This window comes from Enterococcus sp. AZ063 (genome assembly GCF_051715045.1).
GTDB lineage: Bacteria > Bacillota > Bacilli > Lactobacillales > Enterococcaceae > Enterococcus_D > Enterococcus_D casseliflavus.
Map to the genome: position 1 here is coordinate 928014 of NZ_JBIOTA010000001.1, position 17131 is coordinate 945144.

A 17131-nucleotide genomic window follows, 5' to 3' on the forward strand; every position below is an offset into this window, starting at 1 on the left:
AAGGAGCAACCTAGTGATGATACAGGCAAAATGGATCGACCAAGCTTTATTTGAACCCGCATTTATCAATGGCAACTGGCTCGTTCACAGTGTGTTTCAGCATAGTTTCAATCTACAAGATCCTCGTCAGGATCAGCTGATCTGTGTCTCCAAACAAGCGGCTCGCGTGCCCAAAGGGATGATTTTAGCTGCCGACGATTATGCAACGTTGGCGACAGGCTTAGTTGCTGGTACCACTCTTTTGGTTCAGCAACGGGTGATCCATTTTCCGCATCATCGTCTGTCTTTTCAAAAGGCAGCCAAATTTACAACCACATTTCCAGCTGGCACAGTCCCATTTGATCGAGAACTGTTTTGGTCAACCCTTCAAAACGTCACGGAAAAGACGGGGATTCAAGAAGCTGTTTCAGAAACCATCCGCAGCAATCATCCGTTTTATGACGCAATCGATCAGCTATGCACGCCTTCATTTAAGGAACAACGGCAAGCAGTCGCTTATTTAGTCGGACGGGGTGTCGGATTGACCCCCACAGGCGATGATATGCTAGTTGGTCATTTACTGGCTCGTCGAGTGATGGGGCAAGAAGATACCCGCTTGGTGGCTTATCTACAAAGAAGGCTGTTGACAGTCAATGATTTAACGACTGACGTCAGTAAACACTATCTTCTTCATGCACTGACAGGCGCATTCAATCAATCGGCATTATCCTTGACCAAGTGTACCGATTCAGTGGCTTTTTCCCAAGTAATTAAAGAGATACTAGCGATCGGTCATACCTCGGGGGCCGACTTTTTGGCAGGGTTTGCTCGCAGTATCGATCAATTTCAAAACAATAGAAATGAGGAATTCATATGGCAAAACGAGTGGTCATCGCTCTAGGGGGCAATGCAATTTTAAAACCGAATCAACCAGCGACCGTAGAAACACAGCTTGCAAATATCCAGTTAAGTGCGGAACAAATCGCTAAAATCGAGAAGCTTGACCATCAAATCGTCGTGACGCACGGCAATGGTCCGCAAGTCGGCAATATTTTACGACAAAATGAAGAAGCCAAAGAAGTCGTGCCGCCTTTTCCACTGGATGTCTGCAATGCAGAGTCACAAGGCTTTATCGGTTATTTAATGGAGCAAAGTATCAAAAATAAAATCGAGCAAGAAGAACTGACCAGCAATGTCGTGACCTTATTGACCCAAGTGGAAGTGGCAGCGGATGATCCCGCGTTTGAAAAGCCAACGAAGCCGATCGGCTTGTTCTACTCAGAAGAAGAAGCAAAAAAGATGGCTGAGGAAAAACATTGGGTGATGGAAGAAGATGCTGGACGTGGGTACCGTCGCGTCGTGCCATCTCCACAACCTGTGACGATCCACGGCGTGGAATCAATGGTTCATTTATTGAATCAAAATACCATCGTGATCGCTGGTGGTGGCGGTGGGATTCCAATCGTAAAACAAGCGGAAGGCTTGAAAGGGATCGAAGCAGTCATCGATAAAGATCGAACTGGGAAAAAACTGGCAGAACAAGTGGATGCCGATGTATTTATGATGCTGACCGACGTCAACAACGTTTATATCAATTATGGAACACCGAAACAAGAAAAATTAACGGGCTTATCCGTAAGTGAAGCGCAAGCATATTTTGATGCTGGGCATTTTGCAGAAGGTAGTATGGGGCCGAAAATGGAAGCGGCGATTGCGTTTGCCAAACAAGGAAAGACAGCAATCATCTGCTCATTGGAAGAAGCGGACTTAGCATTGTTAGGTGAAGCAGGCACAAGGATCGCTGGGTAACACCAGCGATCCAACTGCTTGATTCGCCTATTAGTCGCCTTCTTCCGACAGCTCAAGGGCTAAACGCAGATCCAGGCTGATGCTAGGATCATGCACGTTTTTTCCTAGTAGCTTTTGGCACTGTTCGATGCGGTATTTGATCGTGTTGCGATGAACGAACAAGGCTTTGGCGGTGCGGGTGATCTCACATTGATAATCCAAGTAAGCCCGTAAGGTTTTGCGCAATTCGATGGTGGCATCTTCTTGCGGAAACGCCAATTCTTTAAGAATCGTACGGCAGAAATAATGGATATCTTCAGGGCTCATTTTTTCAAATAGACTCCGCATTCCCCGTTGATGGTAGAAAGAGACGATGGAAGAATCATGCTGGCCTCTTCGCTCTTCATACGCAGTCTTTGCTTCGATGTAGGAGCTGGCTAAATCATTGATACTTTCACAGACACTCCCTACCCCAAAGGCCATTCGAAATGGCAACCGATTGGTCAAAGCATTGGCGGTCTCGATCAAATGGTCTTCTAAGGCATCACACTTGTGCTGCACGAAAATCGCAAAGTGATTGCTGCCCTTTAAGCGAAAGAGACAAACATCTTTGATGCGATAAGGCAGTTGTTCACTAAACCACTGATAGACCAGGTCACTTTCTTCTTTTAGGTATTTGTCTTTGCCTTTGGTTTCTTTAGTTGGTTCACAGGCACCATAGATGACACGATAATGGCGGGCTTTGACCAACCCGTAAGTCTTTCCGAGATCTAACCAATCTTTTTGTTCTTGCTTGGTGGATTGCTGGTATTCGATCATCCGTGTTAAAAAGTCACTTTTTAAATCTTCAAAAGATTCTTGCACTTTTTGGTTCTTGTAAAGCATAAACGACAAGACCAAGGCTGCTTGTTCCAGTGCAAAATCCGAGACAGGATAAGGAATCGCCTCAGGATTCAAAATGACTAAATAATGGGGGAAATAAGTGGAGGTTTCAATAGCATAATAAGAAATTTGTGACGTTTTTTCATGAAGATCTTTGATAGGGATCGCCCCGCTTTTTTCACCAGTAAAAACCCCTTTCGTTTGTCCTAATTGGTGGATGTAGTACTCCGCGGGTTTTGACATGCGGGTGAAATGCTTGGAGTGGGCAATCACTTGTTTAAAAGGATTCAACAAAATGATCGGTGTATTGACCATTTGGCCAAAATCAGCGATAAAGCGAGCGATGCTGACATCCTTCATCAAGGAAGCAGAGAACCGTTTTTGAATGTCTAACGCATAACTCAGCTGCTCGGTTTTGGTGTTCCATAGCAAATTCAAAAGCTGGTGCATCAAACGACCTAGCGGCATCGTGGCAGGTACTTCTACGATGGGGAAACCCAAGCTATCGGCGTAGGCGATGACTTCAGGATCGATGACATCCAAAAAACGACCGATCTTGATGCCTAATCCAGCGGCATTTTTGGCTACGAGAGAATCGATCAGCTCTAGAAGCGCTCCTTGATTATCTTTATAAACCATCGCCGTGCTTAAGATAAAGGTATGCTCAGGAATATAGTGGGCGATATCGGGGGTCTCGGTGATTTCGATACTGTCGACGGGAATTTCCGCAGTCAGGGGATCTGTCAATAAACGCAAATTGGAAAAGCGTGGTATAGCAAGCAATTCAGCAACTAACTTCATAGAGAAACTCCTTTTGGAATTGAACAAAACAAACAAAAACATGTCCTTTTTTAGCTTTATTGTACAACAAACTTGGAAACGTTGACAAGGCGTTGGACAGTGAAATCAAAAAGAGAAATGAGGGAAAAAGATGTATAAAGAGTTAACGATCGCACAACGTACGATCATGACACCTGGGCCTGTAGAAGCCCATCCAGCTGTTCTACAAGCAATGACCAATCGTATTTTGGGGCAGTTTGATCCGAATTTCTTGGCGATCATGGATGAGGTCAAAGAAATGATCAAACAACCGTTTGGAACCAAAAACAAAGAGGCATTTGCCATTGATGGGACTTCCCGAGCTGGTTTAGAAGCGGCGCTGATCGCTTTGATCGAACCAGGGGACAAAGTCTTGATCCCAGCCTATGGGCGCTTTGCTTTCTTACTGGGAGAAATCTGTGAACGTGCCCAAGCGCAAGTCAAATATGTAGAAAAAGAATGGACGGCTCCTTTTGCACCCGCAGAGGTCATCAAAGAAATCGACGCATTTCAACCCAAGATCGTGGCGATGGTCCACGGGGAAACTGCCAATGGGCAAATGCAGCCGTTAGCAGAAATCGGGCAGTATTGTCGCGCAAAAGATATTTTCTTTGTCGTTGACATGGTGGCGACTTATGGTGGCGTGGCCCTGTCAGTCGATGATTGGTGTGTCGATTTAGCGATTGCCGGCACTCAGAAGTGTTTAAGTGTGCCGTCTGGTCTTTCATTAGTGACCTACAACGAGCGAGTCGAAGCCGTCCTTAATGCCCGTTACCAAAAAGAATTAGGCTTGAGCAAAACGGATCGAAACAAGCGGCACATTATGAGTAATTACTTGGATATGAGTCAATTGCAACGCTACTGGAACAAAGAGCGAATCAACCATCACACAGAAGCGACGAGTATGATCTATGCGCTTCATGAAGGATTACGGATGTTGCTAAACGAAGGCCTCGATGCAGCCTATCAACGTCATTTGACGAATGAAGGGGCGTTGGTCGTTGGACTGGAGGCAATGGGGCTTTCGATTTATGGCGAAAAAGCAACCAAAATGCCGACAGTTACCCCCATCTTTATTCCAGAAGGTGTTGATGGCGAAGCTGTCCGAGAAGAGATGCTTCACTCCTTTGGTGTAGAGATCGCTAGTTCATTTGGTGATCTAAAAGGAAAAATCTGGCGGATTGGAAATATGGGCTACAGCAGCCGCAAAGAAAATATTTTACATGTCCTAGCCGCGTTAGAAGGGGCACTATTGTACCAGCAAGCACCAATTTCTGCCGGCAAAGCGCTCATCGCTGCGTTAAATTACTACCAAAAAACGACTTAAATTTTTAGCACAAATGCACAACGACTGAAAGCGCTTTGTGAAAAATGACAAATGCAATCTTTGGCAAAAAAACGTACACTAATACTATCTTAAAGCGCTTTCGTTGGCGTGCTTCACAAACTTTACTTGTGTAACTGATGGAGGGAAAAAAATGGAAATCAATAAAGAACGTGGTGGGCTTGCCTACTGGAAACAAATTATTATCTTAATGTGTTCAGGCTGGGTCACTATCTGGATTTATCGCGCTGCGTTATCGCCAGTCTATCCGCAAATCAATGAGTCACTTGGCGGCAATATTTCTGATACAGCGTTAGGATCGATTGCCAGCTTTTACTTTTTTGGCTATGTAATCATGCAGATTCCTGCCGGCTTTTTGGTGGATAAGATTGGGAAGAAAACAGTTCTGCTTCCAGGATTCGTGGTATTTGCACTGGCAGCTTTACTGATTTCACAAGCCTCTTCAATCTCCATGATCTATACCGGTAGCTTTTTAGCAGGGATCGGCTGTGGGTCATTTTACGGCTCAGCGTATTCTTTGACCTCACAGAACATTCCGAAAGAAAAGAAGAGCTTCTCAACAGCGATCGTCAATAGTGGTTCTGCCGTTGGTTCAGGGTTTGGGATGATCTTATCAAGCTTTATCGTTATTCAGATGAACATGCCTTGGCAAACAATGATGTATTTATCCGCTTTCTTGATCGTTTGTATGACGATCGCTTTTGCATTGGTGATCCGCAGTAACAAAGAAGACATGGCTTTCTTGGAGAGCCAAGCAGCAGCTGAAGAAGAAACAACGGATCAGCCGAAAGAAAAAGTTTCCCTTTCGACCTTGTTCTCACTGCGGATGCTCTTTACGTATGTGTTATATTTTGCGACGTGTTATGCCTACTATATGACGGTTACTTGGCTACCAAACTTCTTAGGAACAGAACGAGGCTTCCAAGGAGTCGCGATCGGCTTCTCTTCTTCATTGGTAGCATTTGCTTCGATTCCTGGGGCATTGTTCTTTAGCCGCTTGGCAGACAAATACATGCACAAAAAAGTAACTTTTATCGTTATTTTAGAAGTATTGGCGGCGTTGATGTTACTAGTAACGGTGCAAGCGACAAATTCGACATTCTTAATGATCGCGTTGATCTTGTACGGGTTCCTTGGGAAATTAGCGGTTGAACCAATCATCATTTCTTGGCTAGGGGAAAATGCACCCAAAGTTGGGGTCGGTACGACATTAGGGGTCTTCAACTTTTTCGGCATGATGTCTTCCGTTATCGCACCAACATTGACCGGATCGATCTCGGATGCAACAGGGTCAAAAGTAATGGGCTTTTATATCGCAATTATTTTGTTGATCGGTGGTACATTCTTATTCTTGACTGTAAACTCTAAGAAAACAGCAAAGTAGAAAAGTGAGGCACAAAAGATGAAAAAACGATCCTTAAAAATCAGTTTGACCAACCAAATCATGATTGCAACGGTATTGGGGATTTTTTGGGGCGTTTCCTTTCCCGGTTTAGGTGATCAAATGCAGCTAGTCGGGGACTTTTTCTTGCGACTGATTCAAATGTCTGTGGTCGTACTGGTCATGGGCTCGGTGATTGAAGCGGTGGGGGGACTTGATCCAAAAGAATTAGGTGGGATCGGCGGGAAAGTCTTCCTCTGGTTTACTGGATCGACCCTCGTCGCCGCTATTTTCGGTCTCTTGTTCGCCTTGATCCTCAAGCCTGGCGCAGGCCTTGATCAGTCGCTGCTGCAAAGTACAGAAACTGCATTAAGTACCAGCAGCATGGAAGAAGTCATCTTAAACTTTGTTCCACTGAACATTATTCAAGCCATGGTGGAGCAGAATATGATCCAAGTGATTATTTTTTCGCTCTTCTTTGGCCTTGCCTTGAGCTTGATCAAGCATGAAAAAAAGAATCAGCTGTTTCTAGATATGATCAGTAGTTTTAATCATATTTTGTTAAAAATGGTCAGCATGATCATGAAGTTGGCGCCGATCGGGATTTTCGGCCTTGTTGCTTCCTTAGTAGAAGATACCGGTATTCGTGTTTTGGGAATGTTAGCCAGTTTTTTATTGACGTTAGCAGCAGCATCTTTGCTCTTTTTGTTTCTTTGGTTTCTCTTGACGTCACTCTATTGCAAAGTTTCCTTGTTTCGTTTGATAAAGAACATGTGGCGCCTCTCGGTGATTTCCTTTACGACTACCTCTTCTGCTGTTTCATTACCGTTTCAAATCGAAGATGGCAAAGAACGATTTGGAATCAGTGATCGAATCAATAAGCTCGTGATGCCTCTGGGCATGACCTTAAATAGCAATGGGCTCTCCTTATTTTTAGCCCTGGCAATCGTAACCGTTGCTCAGGCGTACCAGATCCAATTGAGCTGGGGGGATCTTTTGCAAGTGGTCTTGTTGTCCTCGTTGGCATGCTTGGGAACGATCGTCGTTCCAGGTGGCGGATTAGTCACACTGGCCACGGTTTTACCTATGTTAGGACTGCCTAATGAAAGCATCGCCTTACTGGCTGGGATCGATTGGTTTTCTGGGATGTTTCGGACCCTCTTGAATGTTGACCCTGACGTCACAGTGGCGTTGATCGTTGCTCATGATGAAGGAGAACTGGATCATGCAGTCTTCAATGGTGAAAAAGCCTCGGTCAAATTAGCAGAAAAAATCACCGATGGCGTATAAGACCAATCATTCATGTGATGAAACTTTACTCTTTTTTGAAAACGTGCTACGATTGATTCGTTGATAGACTAAGGAAGCTTCCTGAAATACCGTAAACGGTAAACAGTAGCGGCTGATTTTCCGCTTGTCATTCAACAGACAACTACGACAAAAAGAGGAGGAAAAAACATGACAGCATCGATGAAATTGTGGATTGACCTTTTGAATAGCTAACTTAAATCTATTTCAAAAGTCTAGGCAATCGTGATTTCAAGGGATGAGTGTCCTCTTTTTTCCAATTTCTTATTAAAATCAGGGTATAGCGGTAGGCTATGCCCTTTTTTTGTGCTTGCGTTTTCCTAGACGGGAAGGACAGACTGATGGAACAATTAAGTGTAAAAATAAACAATCTAATCAAAAATTATGGGGCCAAAGAAGTACTGAACATTGAAGAACTGAGTGCCTATCAAACGGATCGTATCGGGATCGTGGGCGCAAATGGGCAAGGCAAGTCTACCTTGCTAAAATTGATTGCGGGAGTGATCGATCCTGATTCAGGAACGATCCAAAGAGAAAATTCGTTTCACTATTTCCCGCAAATCGCTGAGGTGACTGAAAAGACGGAGGCCCTTGACTGGGCGCTGTTTGGTCGTTTTTCGATCCCAACAAATGAATTGGCGACACTAAGCGGCGGGGAGGAGACCAAATACCGGTTGGCACAAACGTTATCTTCCTATCGGTTAGGACTTTTGCTCGATGAGCCAACGACCCATTTAGACCAGCAAGGAATTCAATTCTTGATTGAGGAATTGCAGTATTATTATGGCACCCTGATCGTGGTCAGTCATGATCGGTACCTATTGAATCAGCTGGCAACGAAAATCTGGGAAGTCGATCAAGGCAAAGTCACCGAGTATTCTGGCAATTATGACAGTTACCGACAGCAAAAAGAGCAAGCGACACAGCGTGTTGCCTGGGAGGCGACGCAGTATCGGCAACAAAAACAGCAGTTGACCCAAGCAATCCAAAAGAAAAAAGAACAAGCGATCAAGAGCAGTCGTATTTCTGAAAAAAAGCGGCAGCAGAACATCCGACCAGACCGTTTGTCGTCATCAAAACAAAAAGACACGGTGCAAAAGTCATTGCAAAAAACAGTCAAAGCCATGGAAAGCCGCTTGGATCAGTTGGAAGAAGTGAAGGGCGTCGCCCGGCAGCAGGTGATTCGTTTTCCAGTAGTCCCTGCAGTGGAACTGCATAATAAACGACCGATTCGTGGGGAGCAAGTAACCATTCAAAGAGGGGCGAAATGTTTGTTAGACAGCAGCAGTTTCCAGTTTGCTGCCGGGAAGAAAATCGCTATCGTGGGTCCGAATGGTTCGGGAAAGTCGACTTTACTAAAAGAAATCATCGCAGGTGGAGAGGGAATCTATGTATCACCGAAAATCCTCTTTGCGGTCTACGAGCAAATGGGCTATCGAAAAAACAGCACCACCCCGCTTTTGACGGAATTGATGGCTCAAACAGACTATCAGGAACCACTGGTCCGCAGTATTTTACACAATCTGGGATTTAGCCAGATTGACGTGAGGAAGCCAGTCAATGTGCTGAGCGGCGGAGAAGCGACACGGGTCGAGCTCGCACGCATCTTTACTCAACCTGCCAATGTCTTGATACTTGATGAACCGACGAACTTTATTGATCTACCGACAATCACGGTCTTGGAACAATTGATTCGCAGCTATCGAGGCATGGTTTTGTTCACATCGCACGATCAAGCGTTTATCGATGCCGTCGCGGATGACGTGTATCAAATCGATCATGGGAAATTAACATTGGTTTCTAGTAACTAGCAGCATTGTCGCTTTTATACCTGTATAGAGAAAAACAGCGCGGGAAAGGAAATGACCGCCCAACGTTCGATCAACAATCGGCCGTTGAGCGGTCACTACAAAACCCGTGCTGTTTTTTTCGCAATCATCGGTATCGCCTAGCTGTTGCTACATCGCTTAATAAATCTTTTTCGTAAAGTATTTTAAGATCAGGGGAGAGATCAAGGTACTCAACAAGACAACGATCACCAAAGGGGAATACAATGCGGACGAAATCAATTGGTTTTGTTGACCAATCTGCAAAATGATCAACGCCATTTCACCTCGGGAAATCATTCCAGCTCCCACCATCCAAGCACTGTTGTTCGAGAATTTCGCGATTTTCGCCCCGACATAGCCGCCGACCAGTTTGGTCAAGATCGCGACCACGGTAAAGGCAAGAATAAAGAATAATTGCTCATTTAAGCGGGAAAAATCAACTTCTAAGCCAACGCTGACAAAGAACACCGGAATGAAGACGGCGTAACCTAATGCTTCGACACTGTGTTCCACTTCCTCACGAACCTTCGTTTGACTGACAGCGATCCCTGCGAAGAAGGCACCAATGACAGAGCTTAACCCAACGAGGTCAGCAAGATACGCCATTCCTAAGCAGATGATCAGTGACATGATGATCACCGCGGAATTTGCAAATAGCTTTTCTGCAAGCGCCAATAAGAACGGAGCGATCCATTTCACTAATAGAAAAATCAACACAAAATAAATCAATTCTACCAATAAGGTGACCGGCAGTGGTGTTGCTTGGCTGCTTTCGCCGCCTAAAAAGGAAAGGCTAAGACTCAAAACCAACACGACCAAAATATCATCCACGACGGAAGCACCAAGAATCGTCGACCCTTCTTTCGTATTCACCACATTCAACTCTTTCAATACTTCGACAGAAATACTGACTGAGGTGGCAGCTAATACGATCCCGAAAAAGAACGCTTCTGTGGGACTGCTTTGAAAACCGACCCCCGTGGCATACCCGAAGAGCATTGGGAACACGATCCCCAAAAGGGCAACGAGCATCCCAGGACGAAAATAGCGTTTCAATAAAGAAATATCACTTTCCAGTCCCGCTAAAAACATCAGCAAAATAACACCAATCTCTGAAAAATCATGAACCAGAATATCTGGATGGACCCAATTGAGTCCTGCGCCTCCTAATAAAACCCCTGCTAACAACTGCCCGATAACAGCAGGAACGCCCATCCGTCTCGCCAGATGCGAGAAGAGGGTCGTCGTGATTAGGATCAAACACAAAATCCCGACAAAATGCATAAAACCTCATCCTTCTTTCCTATAACATACTCCCTTTTAGTATAGCATTCTCTCTTGAATTGAGCCTGTATCAAGCCTTTTTTATTAAAAGAGTTTCATTAAACCGCACGTTTTTTGAGATAAGGAGGAAGCGAAGGCAATCAGAGTTTTTCTGTGCACTCGTCGAAATAAAAAAACATTATTTTCACTTTACTTGTATCAAATTATTGTTTGAGCCAACGGGCGAGCTGCTGAAACACCATTTGGACTTGCGGCTCCTCGACGTTTTTCAAAAAGTCGTGGGGCAAATCATAGACAGGGACAAATTTGCTTTTAGGCACTTTCTTCAAGCCTTTGCTGTAACGAAAAGGAACTTCCTCATCGGTACTGCTGGCACTGCTGAAAATTGGAGGAAATTGAGCAAGCAGCTCAGGATCAATGGCATAGTCAGAAAGAGCTTCAGCTGTTAGACCATAGATCGTGGTGAGTTCTTGCTGTTGAACCCAATAAACATAAGGCAAATAGCGCTGAAACTGCGGATCATCCCAAACGATCTCGGTTTGATCCAAAGAAGGGACTTGCTCTTTGCTTAAGAGCGGCTGCTGCAAGACTCGTTTGTTTTCAATAAAAGAAAGATCGGTATACCCATAAAAGTTGACCAGTTTTTCAGGCAATCTCTGTTGTTCCTTCAGTAATTGCTGGGTCAGCGCCAGCATCAAATAACCGCCAGCTGAGCGTCCGCAGAAACAAAACGGGTTATCTTTAAGCACAGTTGCTTGCAATTCTTGAAAATTTTGCCAGTTCAGCGCCAAAATCTCCGCTAACGAGGAATTGGGCGCCAGTAAATAATCGACTGTGAGGACGCTGTATTGCTGCTCTTGAAATAGTGCGATCAGTGATGCGGGAATGTCTTGACGGGTTCCATAAACAAAACCGCCGCCGTGAAAGTAAATCAGGTATTTCTCCGAAGCAGGATAAAGGGACACCGAAGCACCGGTGGTCAATTGCCATTCTTTTTTCATTTTGCTTGACTCCTTTTCTGAAGCTCTAATAAATAGGTGCCGATCTCGTAATTGACTAATTGGATCGGACTTGTCAGATCGATCTCTAGTAGCTGTTCGATTTTGCTTAGTCGGTAGCGAATCGTTTTGGCATGAAGAAACAAGGTTTCAGCCGTATTTTTGTAATTGCGATTCGTGATAAAAAAGGTATACAGCGTTTTGAACAGCTCTTCATTTTCTTCCGAAAGTTGATACAGCTTCGGGGGAATGCTTTGCTGCAGCTTTTCTAGTTGGTTCTCCTTGATAAAGGAACTAAAGATACCTAAGTCGCTATAGGCAATGATCGGCGCCAAATAAAACTGCCGATTGAAGCGGATCGCATCCAAACACTCTGGCAGGATCTCTTTGATCTGTTCCTTGCGCAAGACTTCGCTGACCACCAAGCAGCCATGTTCATCGGCTAATAGGGCATTATCAAAATGTGTCTGCAGCATCTGTTTCGTCACCTGATGGGCGATCGATTGGAAATTATAGAGGATCACCAAATAATTGTGGTGTTCGAAAAAGACGTGGGGTGTTTTCAACGCCCGCAGCTTGTGCAAGACGACGGACTTACGCTCCTTATCTTTAAAGCTGTTGGAAGCAAAGGCAATGCCTTGGTAGAAATCGTAGCGATCCAGTTGCGCTTCTTCTAACAAAAGATCCAGCTCAGCCAAATTACTAGGAGTGTTTTGTAAGATCGCATCGGCCAGATTGTTCATGCGATTGTAGCGTTCTTTCTTCAACAAATACTCCATTTGGAGGCGTTCATAAATGACGTCGATCACATTTTCAATGATCATGACTTTTGCCTCAGGGATCTGCGAATCTTTCTGATAAACGATCAAGGTACACAGATCATTGTAAGGATTGATGATCTCTACTTTTATGGCAGTCACATATTGATTGTTCTCATGAGAAAATAATTCCAAATATTCGTAGTGGTTCTTGGTAAACTCGATGGTTTTCATGGGTTCTTGTTTGGTCACCACGAAATTCTTAAAGGATTGACCGACGGACACATGCACATCTAAATGAGGAATGCGCAACGAACAAGGCTTTTCGATCAATTGATAGAACTCCTGCATGATCTGATCGAAAGAAGAGTGGTTGCGCTCAACTTTCATGAAGCGCTGGCGAACTTCGTAATAGGTGCGCAGCAGCTGGGTTTGGTGATTTAGCAATGGTTCGTAAACCGCTAGCATGATGGCTTCATAGCTGACTTCTTGCTGCACTTTGATCAAAGGGATCTGATAAGCAAAGCTAAGCTCGATCACCCAATCTGGGATCATAGGGATCAAGCGATCCACTTTGATCACTAAACCGCTGACACCGATTTGCTGCATTTTTTCAAAAAAAACACGCAGTTCCTCAGGGGATTGGTCTTTGAAGGCATAAAAAGAAGTCAAAATCAATTGATGGGCTTTGCTCCATTTCTCGATGTCCATCGCTTCCAGCACCATGACGGAACCGACGGAATTTGTTAAACCAATGGAGCCAGTCAGGACTTTACTTTTTTCAAAAAGCGGCAGTTCAACCAATTCTTTTAATTTCATAAAATGCTCCTTTTTTCTCTTTTGGATAAAAAGTATAGCATTTTTTTAGAACTTTATCCAATGAAAACGCAAACAAGGCTCGTTAGAATGAGAGTATAAGAAAAGGAGGAGAACAAATGCTGCATACAGTAATCTTAAAGAATAACTACCAAGATTCCATTAACTTAATGCTGCTGACGAATACGATCAATGATCTAGGCGATGTCGAAATGAGTCAAATCATGATGGGGACGGATGCAAACAAAGACATATTAAATAACACTGGCTTGCTTTCTGAAGAGGCTGAAGGTGCTTCACCCAACGATATGATGATCGTAGTCGATAGCCAAAACGAACAGATCATGGATCAAGTAATGCCAGCGATCGATTCATTTTTAGCTGATCTTTCAGCAAAAGATCAAGGCAAAGAAACGCCAGCGGCGGCTTCATGGCAAGAAGCCTTGAGCGCAATGCCGGATGCCAATGTTGCATTATTTAGTATTCCTGGGGAATATGGCGCAGCCGAGATGGAAAAAGCCTTGAAAAATGACTTGCATGTTTTCTCGTTTACGGACAATGTCGCTATCGAAGATGAAGTGCGTTTGAAAAAGCTGGCTCATGAAAAAGGCTTATTGATGATGGGGCCAGACTGTGGGACCGGTATTATTTCCAGCATTCCGATTGCCTTCACGAATGTCGTGGCACCAGGAAACATCGGCGTCGTTGGTGCCTCTGGTACGGGGATTCAAGAAGTGACGACGATCATTGACCGATTAGGCGGTGGTGTCGTTCATGCCATTGGGACCGGCGGACGTGACTTAAGCGACAAAGTTGGGGCGATCACTGTCAAAGATGCCATCGTTGCTTTAGAAAATCATGAACCGACAGATGTGATTTGCGTGATTTCGAAACCACCTGCAAAAGAAGTGCGGGATGAAGTCGTTCAATTGCTGCAAAGTATCAGCAAACCTGTGGTAGCGATTTTCTTAGGAGAAAAACCAGAAGCCCATGAAGGAAAAGTCTATTTGGCACATACTCTGGAAGAAACAGCGCGCATCGCTGTTGATCTTGCCAATGAAGAACCCGTCAAAGCGAACTATTTTGAACGCGTGGCAACCCCAGATGTGCCCAAACTCGCTGAAGACAAAGTGGTCAAAGGTCTTTATTCTGGCGGTACATTAGCTGCCGAAGCAGGAATGCTGATCTCCGAAGCCTTGAATCTAGAAGGCCTTGTAAAACAAGAAGGCTATATCTTGCATTCCCACGGCTATGATGTGATCGACCTTGGTGATGATATCTATACCCAAGGCAAACCGCACCCAATGATCGATCCTGAAGTGCGCATCAAAAAAATCGAAGACTATGCGCAAGATGAGCAAACCGGGGTCATTTTATTTGATGTGGTGTTAGGTTACGGCGCACATGCAGATATGGTAGGAGCTTTGTTACCAGCCATCGAAGCTGCACAGCAAACAGCCCAAGCAGCCGATCGCGCGTTGTACTTTGTTGCTACCGTCTGCGGAACTGAAAAAGATCCGCAAAACTATCAAGAAGCAGTCAACCGTTTGAAAGCAGCTGGCGTCTATGTGGCACCAAGCAATGCTCAAGCAGTGCAATTAGCCCTCGCCTTAAAAGGGGCGACTCTTTCTGAAGCAGACAAAGCGGTCAATGACTATACTGGTAGCAAAGTTGAGGTGCCGACAGTTAGCGAGAAAGTGATGGAGCTGTTGACCACCAAACCACGGATCATCAATGTTGGCTTGCAAAGCTTCAATGAATCGATCCTGCAATATGGCGGGAAAACAGAACAATTTAACTGGCGTCCTCGTGCCAACGGCAACAAGAAAATGATCCGTATTTTAGACGCGTTAGAAGAATTTGACGAAAAAATCACAGCTGAAAACCAAGCAGTGACGGATAAAATCAAAAATGCCCAACCATTCTTGATTGATGTCGTTCCAGCTAAATCAGTGATCGCTGAATTAAACGAAAGCCAGAAAACCTTGCTGCATGCAGGACCGCCGATCCAATGGTCGGAAATGACGGGACCGATGCAAGGGTCTTGTATCGGCGCTGCCTTGTTTGAACGCTGGGCGAAGGATGAAGACGAAGCTCGCCGCTTACTCGAAAGTGGGGAAGTCCGCTTTATGCCATGTCACCATGTCCAGGCAGTTGGACCAATGGGGGGAATCACTTCTGGGAATATGCCTGTCTTTGTGGTTGAAAACCGCCTTGTCGGCAACAAAGCCTACTGTATTTTGAACGAAGGGATCGGTAAAGTCTTACGATTTGGTGCCTATTCACAAGAAGTCATCGATCGTTTGGATTGGATCAAAGACGTCTTAGGACCAACCATTGCCAAGGCATTACAATTAACAGAAGAAGGCATCAACTTGAATGTATTGATTGCCCGGTCGATCACAATGGGGGATGAATTCCATCAACGAAATATTGCAGCATCATTGAACTTTTTGAAAGAAATCGCGCCGTTGATCATCCAAACAGAGATCGATGAAAAGCAAAAATATGAAGTGATCAAGTTCTTAGCAGATACCGATCAGTTCTTCTTGAATATCATGATGGCAACTGGCAAAGCCATCGTTGACGGTGCCCGTGTCGATGCCAAAGGAACGATCGTGACCACCATGACGAGAAACGGTGTTAACTTTGGGGTTCGTGTCGCCCAAACAGAAGACCAATGGCATACTGCACCAGTCAATACGCCGAAAGGTTTGTACTTTACTGGGTTTACCGAAGCAGATGGCAATCCCGATATTGGGGACAGTGCCATTACTGAAACCGTCGGTGTCGGAGCAATGGCAATGGTAGCCGCACCAGGGGTAACACGCTTTGTCGGCGCTGGTGGTTTTGAAGATGCGCTAGAAACTTCCAATGAAATGGCAAAAATCTGTTTCGGTCATAATCCGACCTTCTCGATCCCAACATGGGATTTCCAAGGGACTTGTTTGGGGATCGACATCCGCAAAGTCGTTGAAACAGGCATCACCCCAATCATTAATACTGGGATCGCCCATAAAGAAGCAGGTGTCGGTCAAGTCGGCGCAGGCACGGTGCGTGCACCGTTAGGCTGTTTTGAAAATGCCTTGACGGCTTATGCGAAGGATCTGGGGATCGATGTTGACTGAGAAAATCAAAATCAGTGATTATCTAGACCCACTGCAACGATTCGGTCGTACCGGTCGGGTGCATAGCGTGTTTGATCGTTCATTCAATGTGATGATCGGGCAGCAGCTGGTCAATATCAACAACTATCGCAACTATTTGACTGGCTTCGGGGTCTTTTTACCCAATGCATTGTTTGAACAAGTCTTGCCTTTGATCGAAGTCGGCAATCGCGTGCAAGTCCGAGAGCATGGTCTGACCTTTTACAGCACAAAAGGAACATTTTCTCTTTCATTAGAGGAGAAAGAATTGGTTTCGCTGCAGGTGAAGGAGTTATCCTTCACCTCTGCGGAATTGCAGCTTTTGAAAGAAATACTGCTTCAGCAAGAACTAGAAACCAAGATTGGGTTGCCAGAAGATGAGAAAACCCAAGCAGTGTTTGCGGCATTGCGGCAGCCTGTCTCAGATTGGGAACCAATCATTGACCACCTGATTGGCCGCGGCAAAGGATTGACACCTAGCGGCGATGATCTTCTCGTTGCCTATCAAGCGATGCTCTATGCCTTGCAGCAGCCAGAAGCCGAAACGTTAGCGCAAGCATTGGCAAAACCGCTGTCTACGACGGATGTCAGCCTTGCATATATTCAAAGTGCCAGTCAAGGGTATGTCAATTCGGTAATGCTGCAATTATTCCAAGACGTAAAAAGTAAAAACCCGCAGGTGCTGGAAAACGATGTGCAGCAGCTGATGTCCATCGGTCATTCGTCAGGCAAAGATCTTAGCTTTGGGTTGTTGTTAGCGTTGGAGTCATTGTCACTTGAGGAGAAAGAATAGAAAAG

Annotated in this window: 12 protein-coding genes; 8 read left to right on the forward strand and 4 right to left on the reverse strand. The window is 44.9% G+C overall.

The annotated features are described in order from the left end of the window. Positions 1-16 precede the first annotated feature (16 nt). Both IGK61_RS04205 and arcC read left to right on the forward strand, forming a co-directional pair. Positions 17-880 (forward strand): DUF2877 domain-containing protein, encoded by an 864-nt coding sequence (locus IGK61_RS04205; RefSeq protein WP_074534909.1) that lies wholly within the window; start codon positions 17-19, stop codon positions 878-880. Beyond that, the gene (gene arcC / locus IGK61_RS04210) at positions 853-1788 is read left to right on the forward strand and encodes a carbamate kinase (protein WP_074534910.1); all 936 of its coding nucleotides are present in this window, start codon (positions 853-855) and stop codon (positions 1786-1788) included. Before IGK61_RS04205 ends, arcC begins: the two co-directional genes overlap by 28 nt. 30 nt (positions 1789-1818) lie before the next feature. Here arcC and IGK61_RS04215 read toward each other — a convergent pair whose 3' ends face one another. Continuing rightward, positions 1819-3450, reverse strand: a complete 1632-nt coding sequence (locus IGK61_RS04215) for a PucR family transcriptional regulator (protein ID WP_060791737.1) — start codon at positions 3448-3450, stop codon at positions 1819-1821. Between the two features lie 130 nt (positions 3451-3580). On the opposite strand from IGK61_RS04215, the gene IGK61_RS04220 reads away from it, so the two are divergent. From IGK61_RS04220 to abc-f, 4 genes are all read left to right on the forward strand, one after another. Beyond that, positions 3581-4795, forward strand: coding sequence for a pyridoxal-phosphate-dependent aminotransferase family protein (locus IGK61_RS04220; RefSeq protein ID WP_074534911.1), 1215 nt, complete (start codon positions 3581-3583; stop codon positions 4793-4795). Between the two features lie 151 nt (positions 4796-4946). After that, positions 4947-6197, forward strand: a complete 1251-nt coding sequence (locus tag IGK61_RS04225) for an MFS transporter (RefSeq protein WP_074534912.1) — start codon at positions 4947-4949, stop codon at positions 6195-6197. An 18-nt stretch (positions 6198-6215) separates the two neighbouring features. Further along, positions 6216-7484, forward strand: a complete 1269-nt coding sequence (locus IGK61_RS04230; protein WP_074534913.1) for a dicarboxylate/amino acid:cation symporter — start codon at positions 6216-6218, stop codon at positions 7482-7484. A gap of 359 nt (positions 7485-7843) precedes the next feature. After that, on the forward strand, positions 7844-9313 hold the full coding sequence (gene abc-f / locus IGK61_RS04235; protein WP_074534914.1) for a ribosomal protection-like ABC-F family protein: 1470 nt from the start codon (positions 7844-7846) through the stop codon (positions 9311-9313). A 156-nt stretch (positions 9314-9469) separates the two neighbouring features. Here abc-f and IGK61_RS04240 read toward each other — a convergent pair whose 3' ends face one another. The 3 genes from IGK61_RS04240 to IGK61_RS04250 form a co-directional block, all read right to left on the reverse strand. Continuing rightward, complete coding sequence (locus IGK61_RS04240) at positions 9470-10615, reverse strand: cation:proton antiporter (RefSeq protein ID WP_060791741.1); 1146 nt, start codon at positions 10613-10615, stop codon at positions 9470-9472. Positions 10616-10818: 203 nt separating this feature from the next. After that, positions 10819-11616: an alpha/beta hydrolase gene (locus IGK61_RS04245; protein WP_016610618.1), complete on the reverse strand. Its 798-nt coding sequence runs from the start codon at positions 11614-11616 to the stop codon at positions 10819-10821. Then, positions 11613-13190, reverse strand: a complete 1578-nt coding sequence (locus tag IGK61_RS04250; RefSeq protein WP_010747680.1) for a PucR family transcriptional regulator — start codon at positions 13188-13190, stop codon at positions 11613-11615. Before IGK61_RS04250 ends, IGK61_RS04245 begins: the two co-directional genes overlap by 4 nt. Before the next feature lie 116 nt (positions 13191-13306). Here IGK61_RS04250 and fdrA point away from each other — a divergent pair, with 116 nt between their 5' ends. Next, positions 13307-16315: a DUF1116 domain-containing protein gene (gene fdrA, locus IGK61_RS04255; RefSeq protein WP_015509195.1), complete on the forward strand. Its 3009-nt coding sequence runs from the start codon at positions 13307-13309 to the stop codon at positions 16313-16315. Then, a complete protein-coding gene (locus tag IGK61_RS04260; RefSeq protein WP_074534916.1) occupies positions 16305-17126 on the forward strand; it encodes a DUF2877 domain-containing protein in 822 nt (273 codons plus the stop codon). The genes fdrA and IGK61_RS04260 overlap by 11 nt, the downstream gene beginning before the upstream one ends. Positions 17127-17131: the final 5 nt, after the last annotated feature.

Excerpts from the sequence above, each read along its gene's own strand:
- IGK61_RS04205 (WP_074534909.1), top strand. The coding sequence starts at position 17 with ATGATACAGGCAAAATGGATCGACCAAGCTTTATTTGAACCCGCATTT.
- arcC (WP_074534910.1), top strand. The coding sequence starts at position 853 with ATGGCAAAACGAGTGGTCATCGCTCTAGGGGGCAATGCAATTTTAAAA.
- IGK61_RS04215 (WP_060791737.1), bottom strand. The coding sequence starts at position 3,450 with ATGAAGTTAGTTGCTGAATTGCTTGCTATACCACGCTTTTCCAATTTG.
- IGK61_RS04220 (WP_074534911.1), top strand. The coding sequence starts at position 3,581 with ATGTATAAAGAGTTAACGATCGCACAACGTACGATCATGACACCTGGG.
- IGK61_RS04225 (WP_074534912.1), top strand. The coding sequence starts at position 4,947 with ATGGAAATCAATAAAGAACGTGGTGGGCTTGCCTACTGGAAACAAATT.
- IGK61_RS04230 (WP_074534913.1), top strand. The coding sequence starts at position 6,216 with ATGAAAAAACGATCCTTAAAAATCAGTTTGACCAACCAAATCATGATT.
- abc-f (WP_074534914.1), top strand. The coding sequence starts at position 7,844 with ATGGAACAATTAAGTGTAAAAATAAACAATCTAATCAAAAATTATGGG.
- IGK61_RS04240 (WP_060791741.1), bottom strand. The coding sequence starts at position 10,615 with ATGCATTTTGTCGGGATTTTGTGTTTGATCCTAATCACGACGACCCTC.
- IGK61_RS04245 (WP_016610618.1), bottom strand. The coding sequence starts at position 11,616 with ATGAAAAAAGAATGGCAATTGACCACCGGTGCTTCGGTGTCCCTTTAT.
- IGK61_RS04250 (WP_010747680.1), bottom strand. The coding sequence starts at position 13,190 with ATGAAATTAAAAGAATTGGTTGAACTGCCGCTTTTTGAAAAAAGTAAA.
- fdrA (WP_015509195.1), top strand. The coding sequence starts at position 13,307 with ATGCTGCATACAGTAATCTTAAAGAATAACTACCAAGATTCCATTAAC.
- IGK61_RS04260 (WP_074534916.1), top strand. The coding sequence starts at position 16,305 with ATGTTGACTGAGAAAATCAAAATCAGTGATTATCTAGACCCACTGCAA.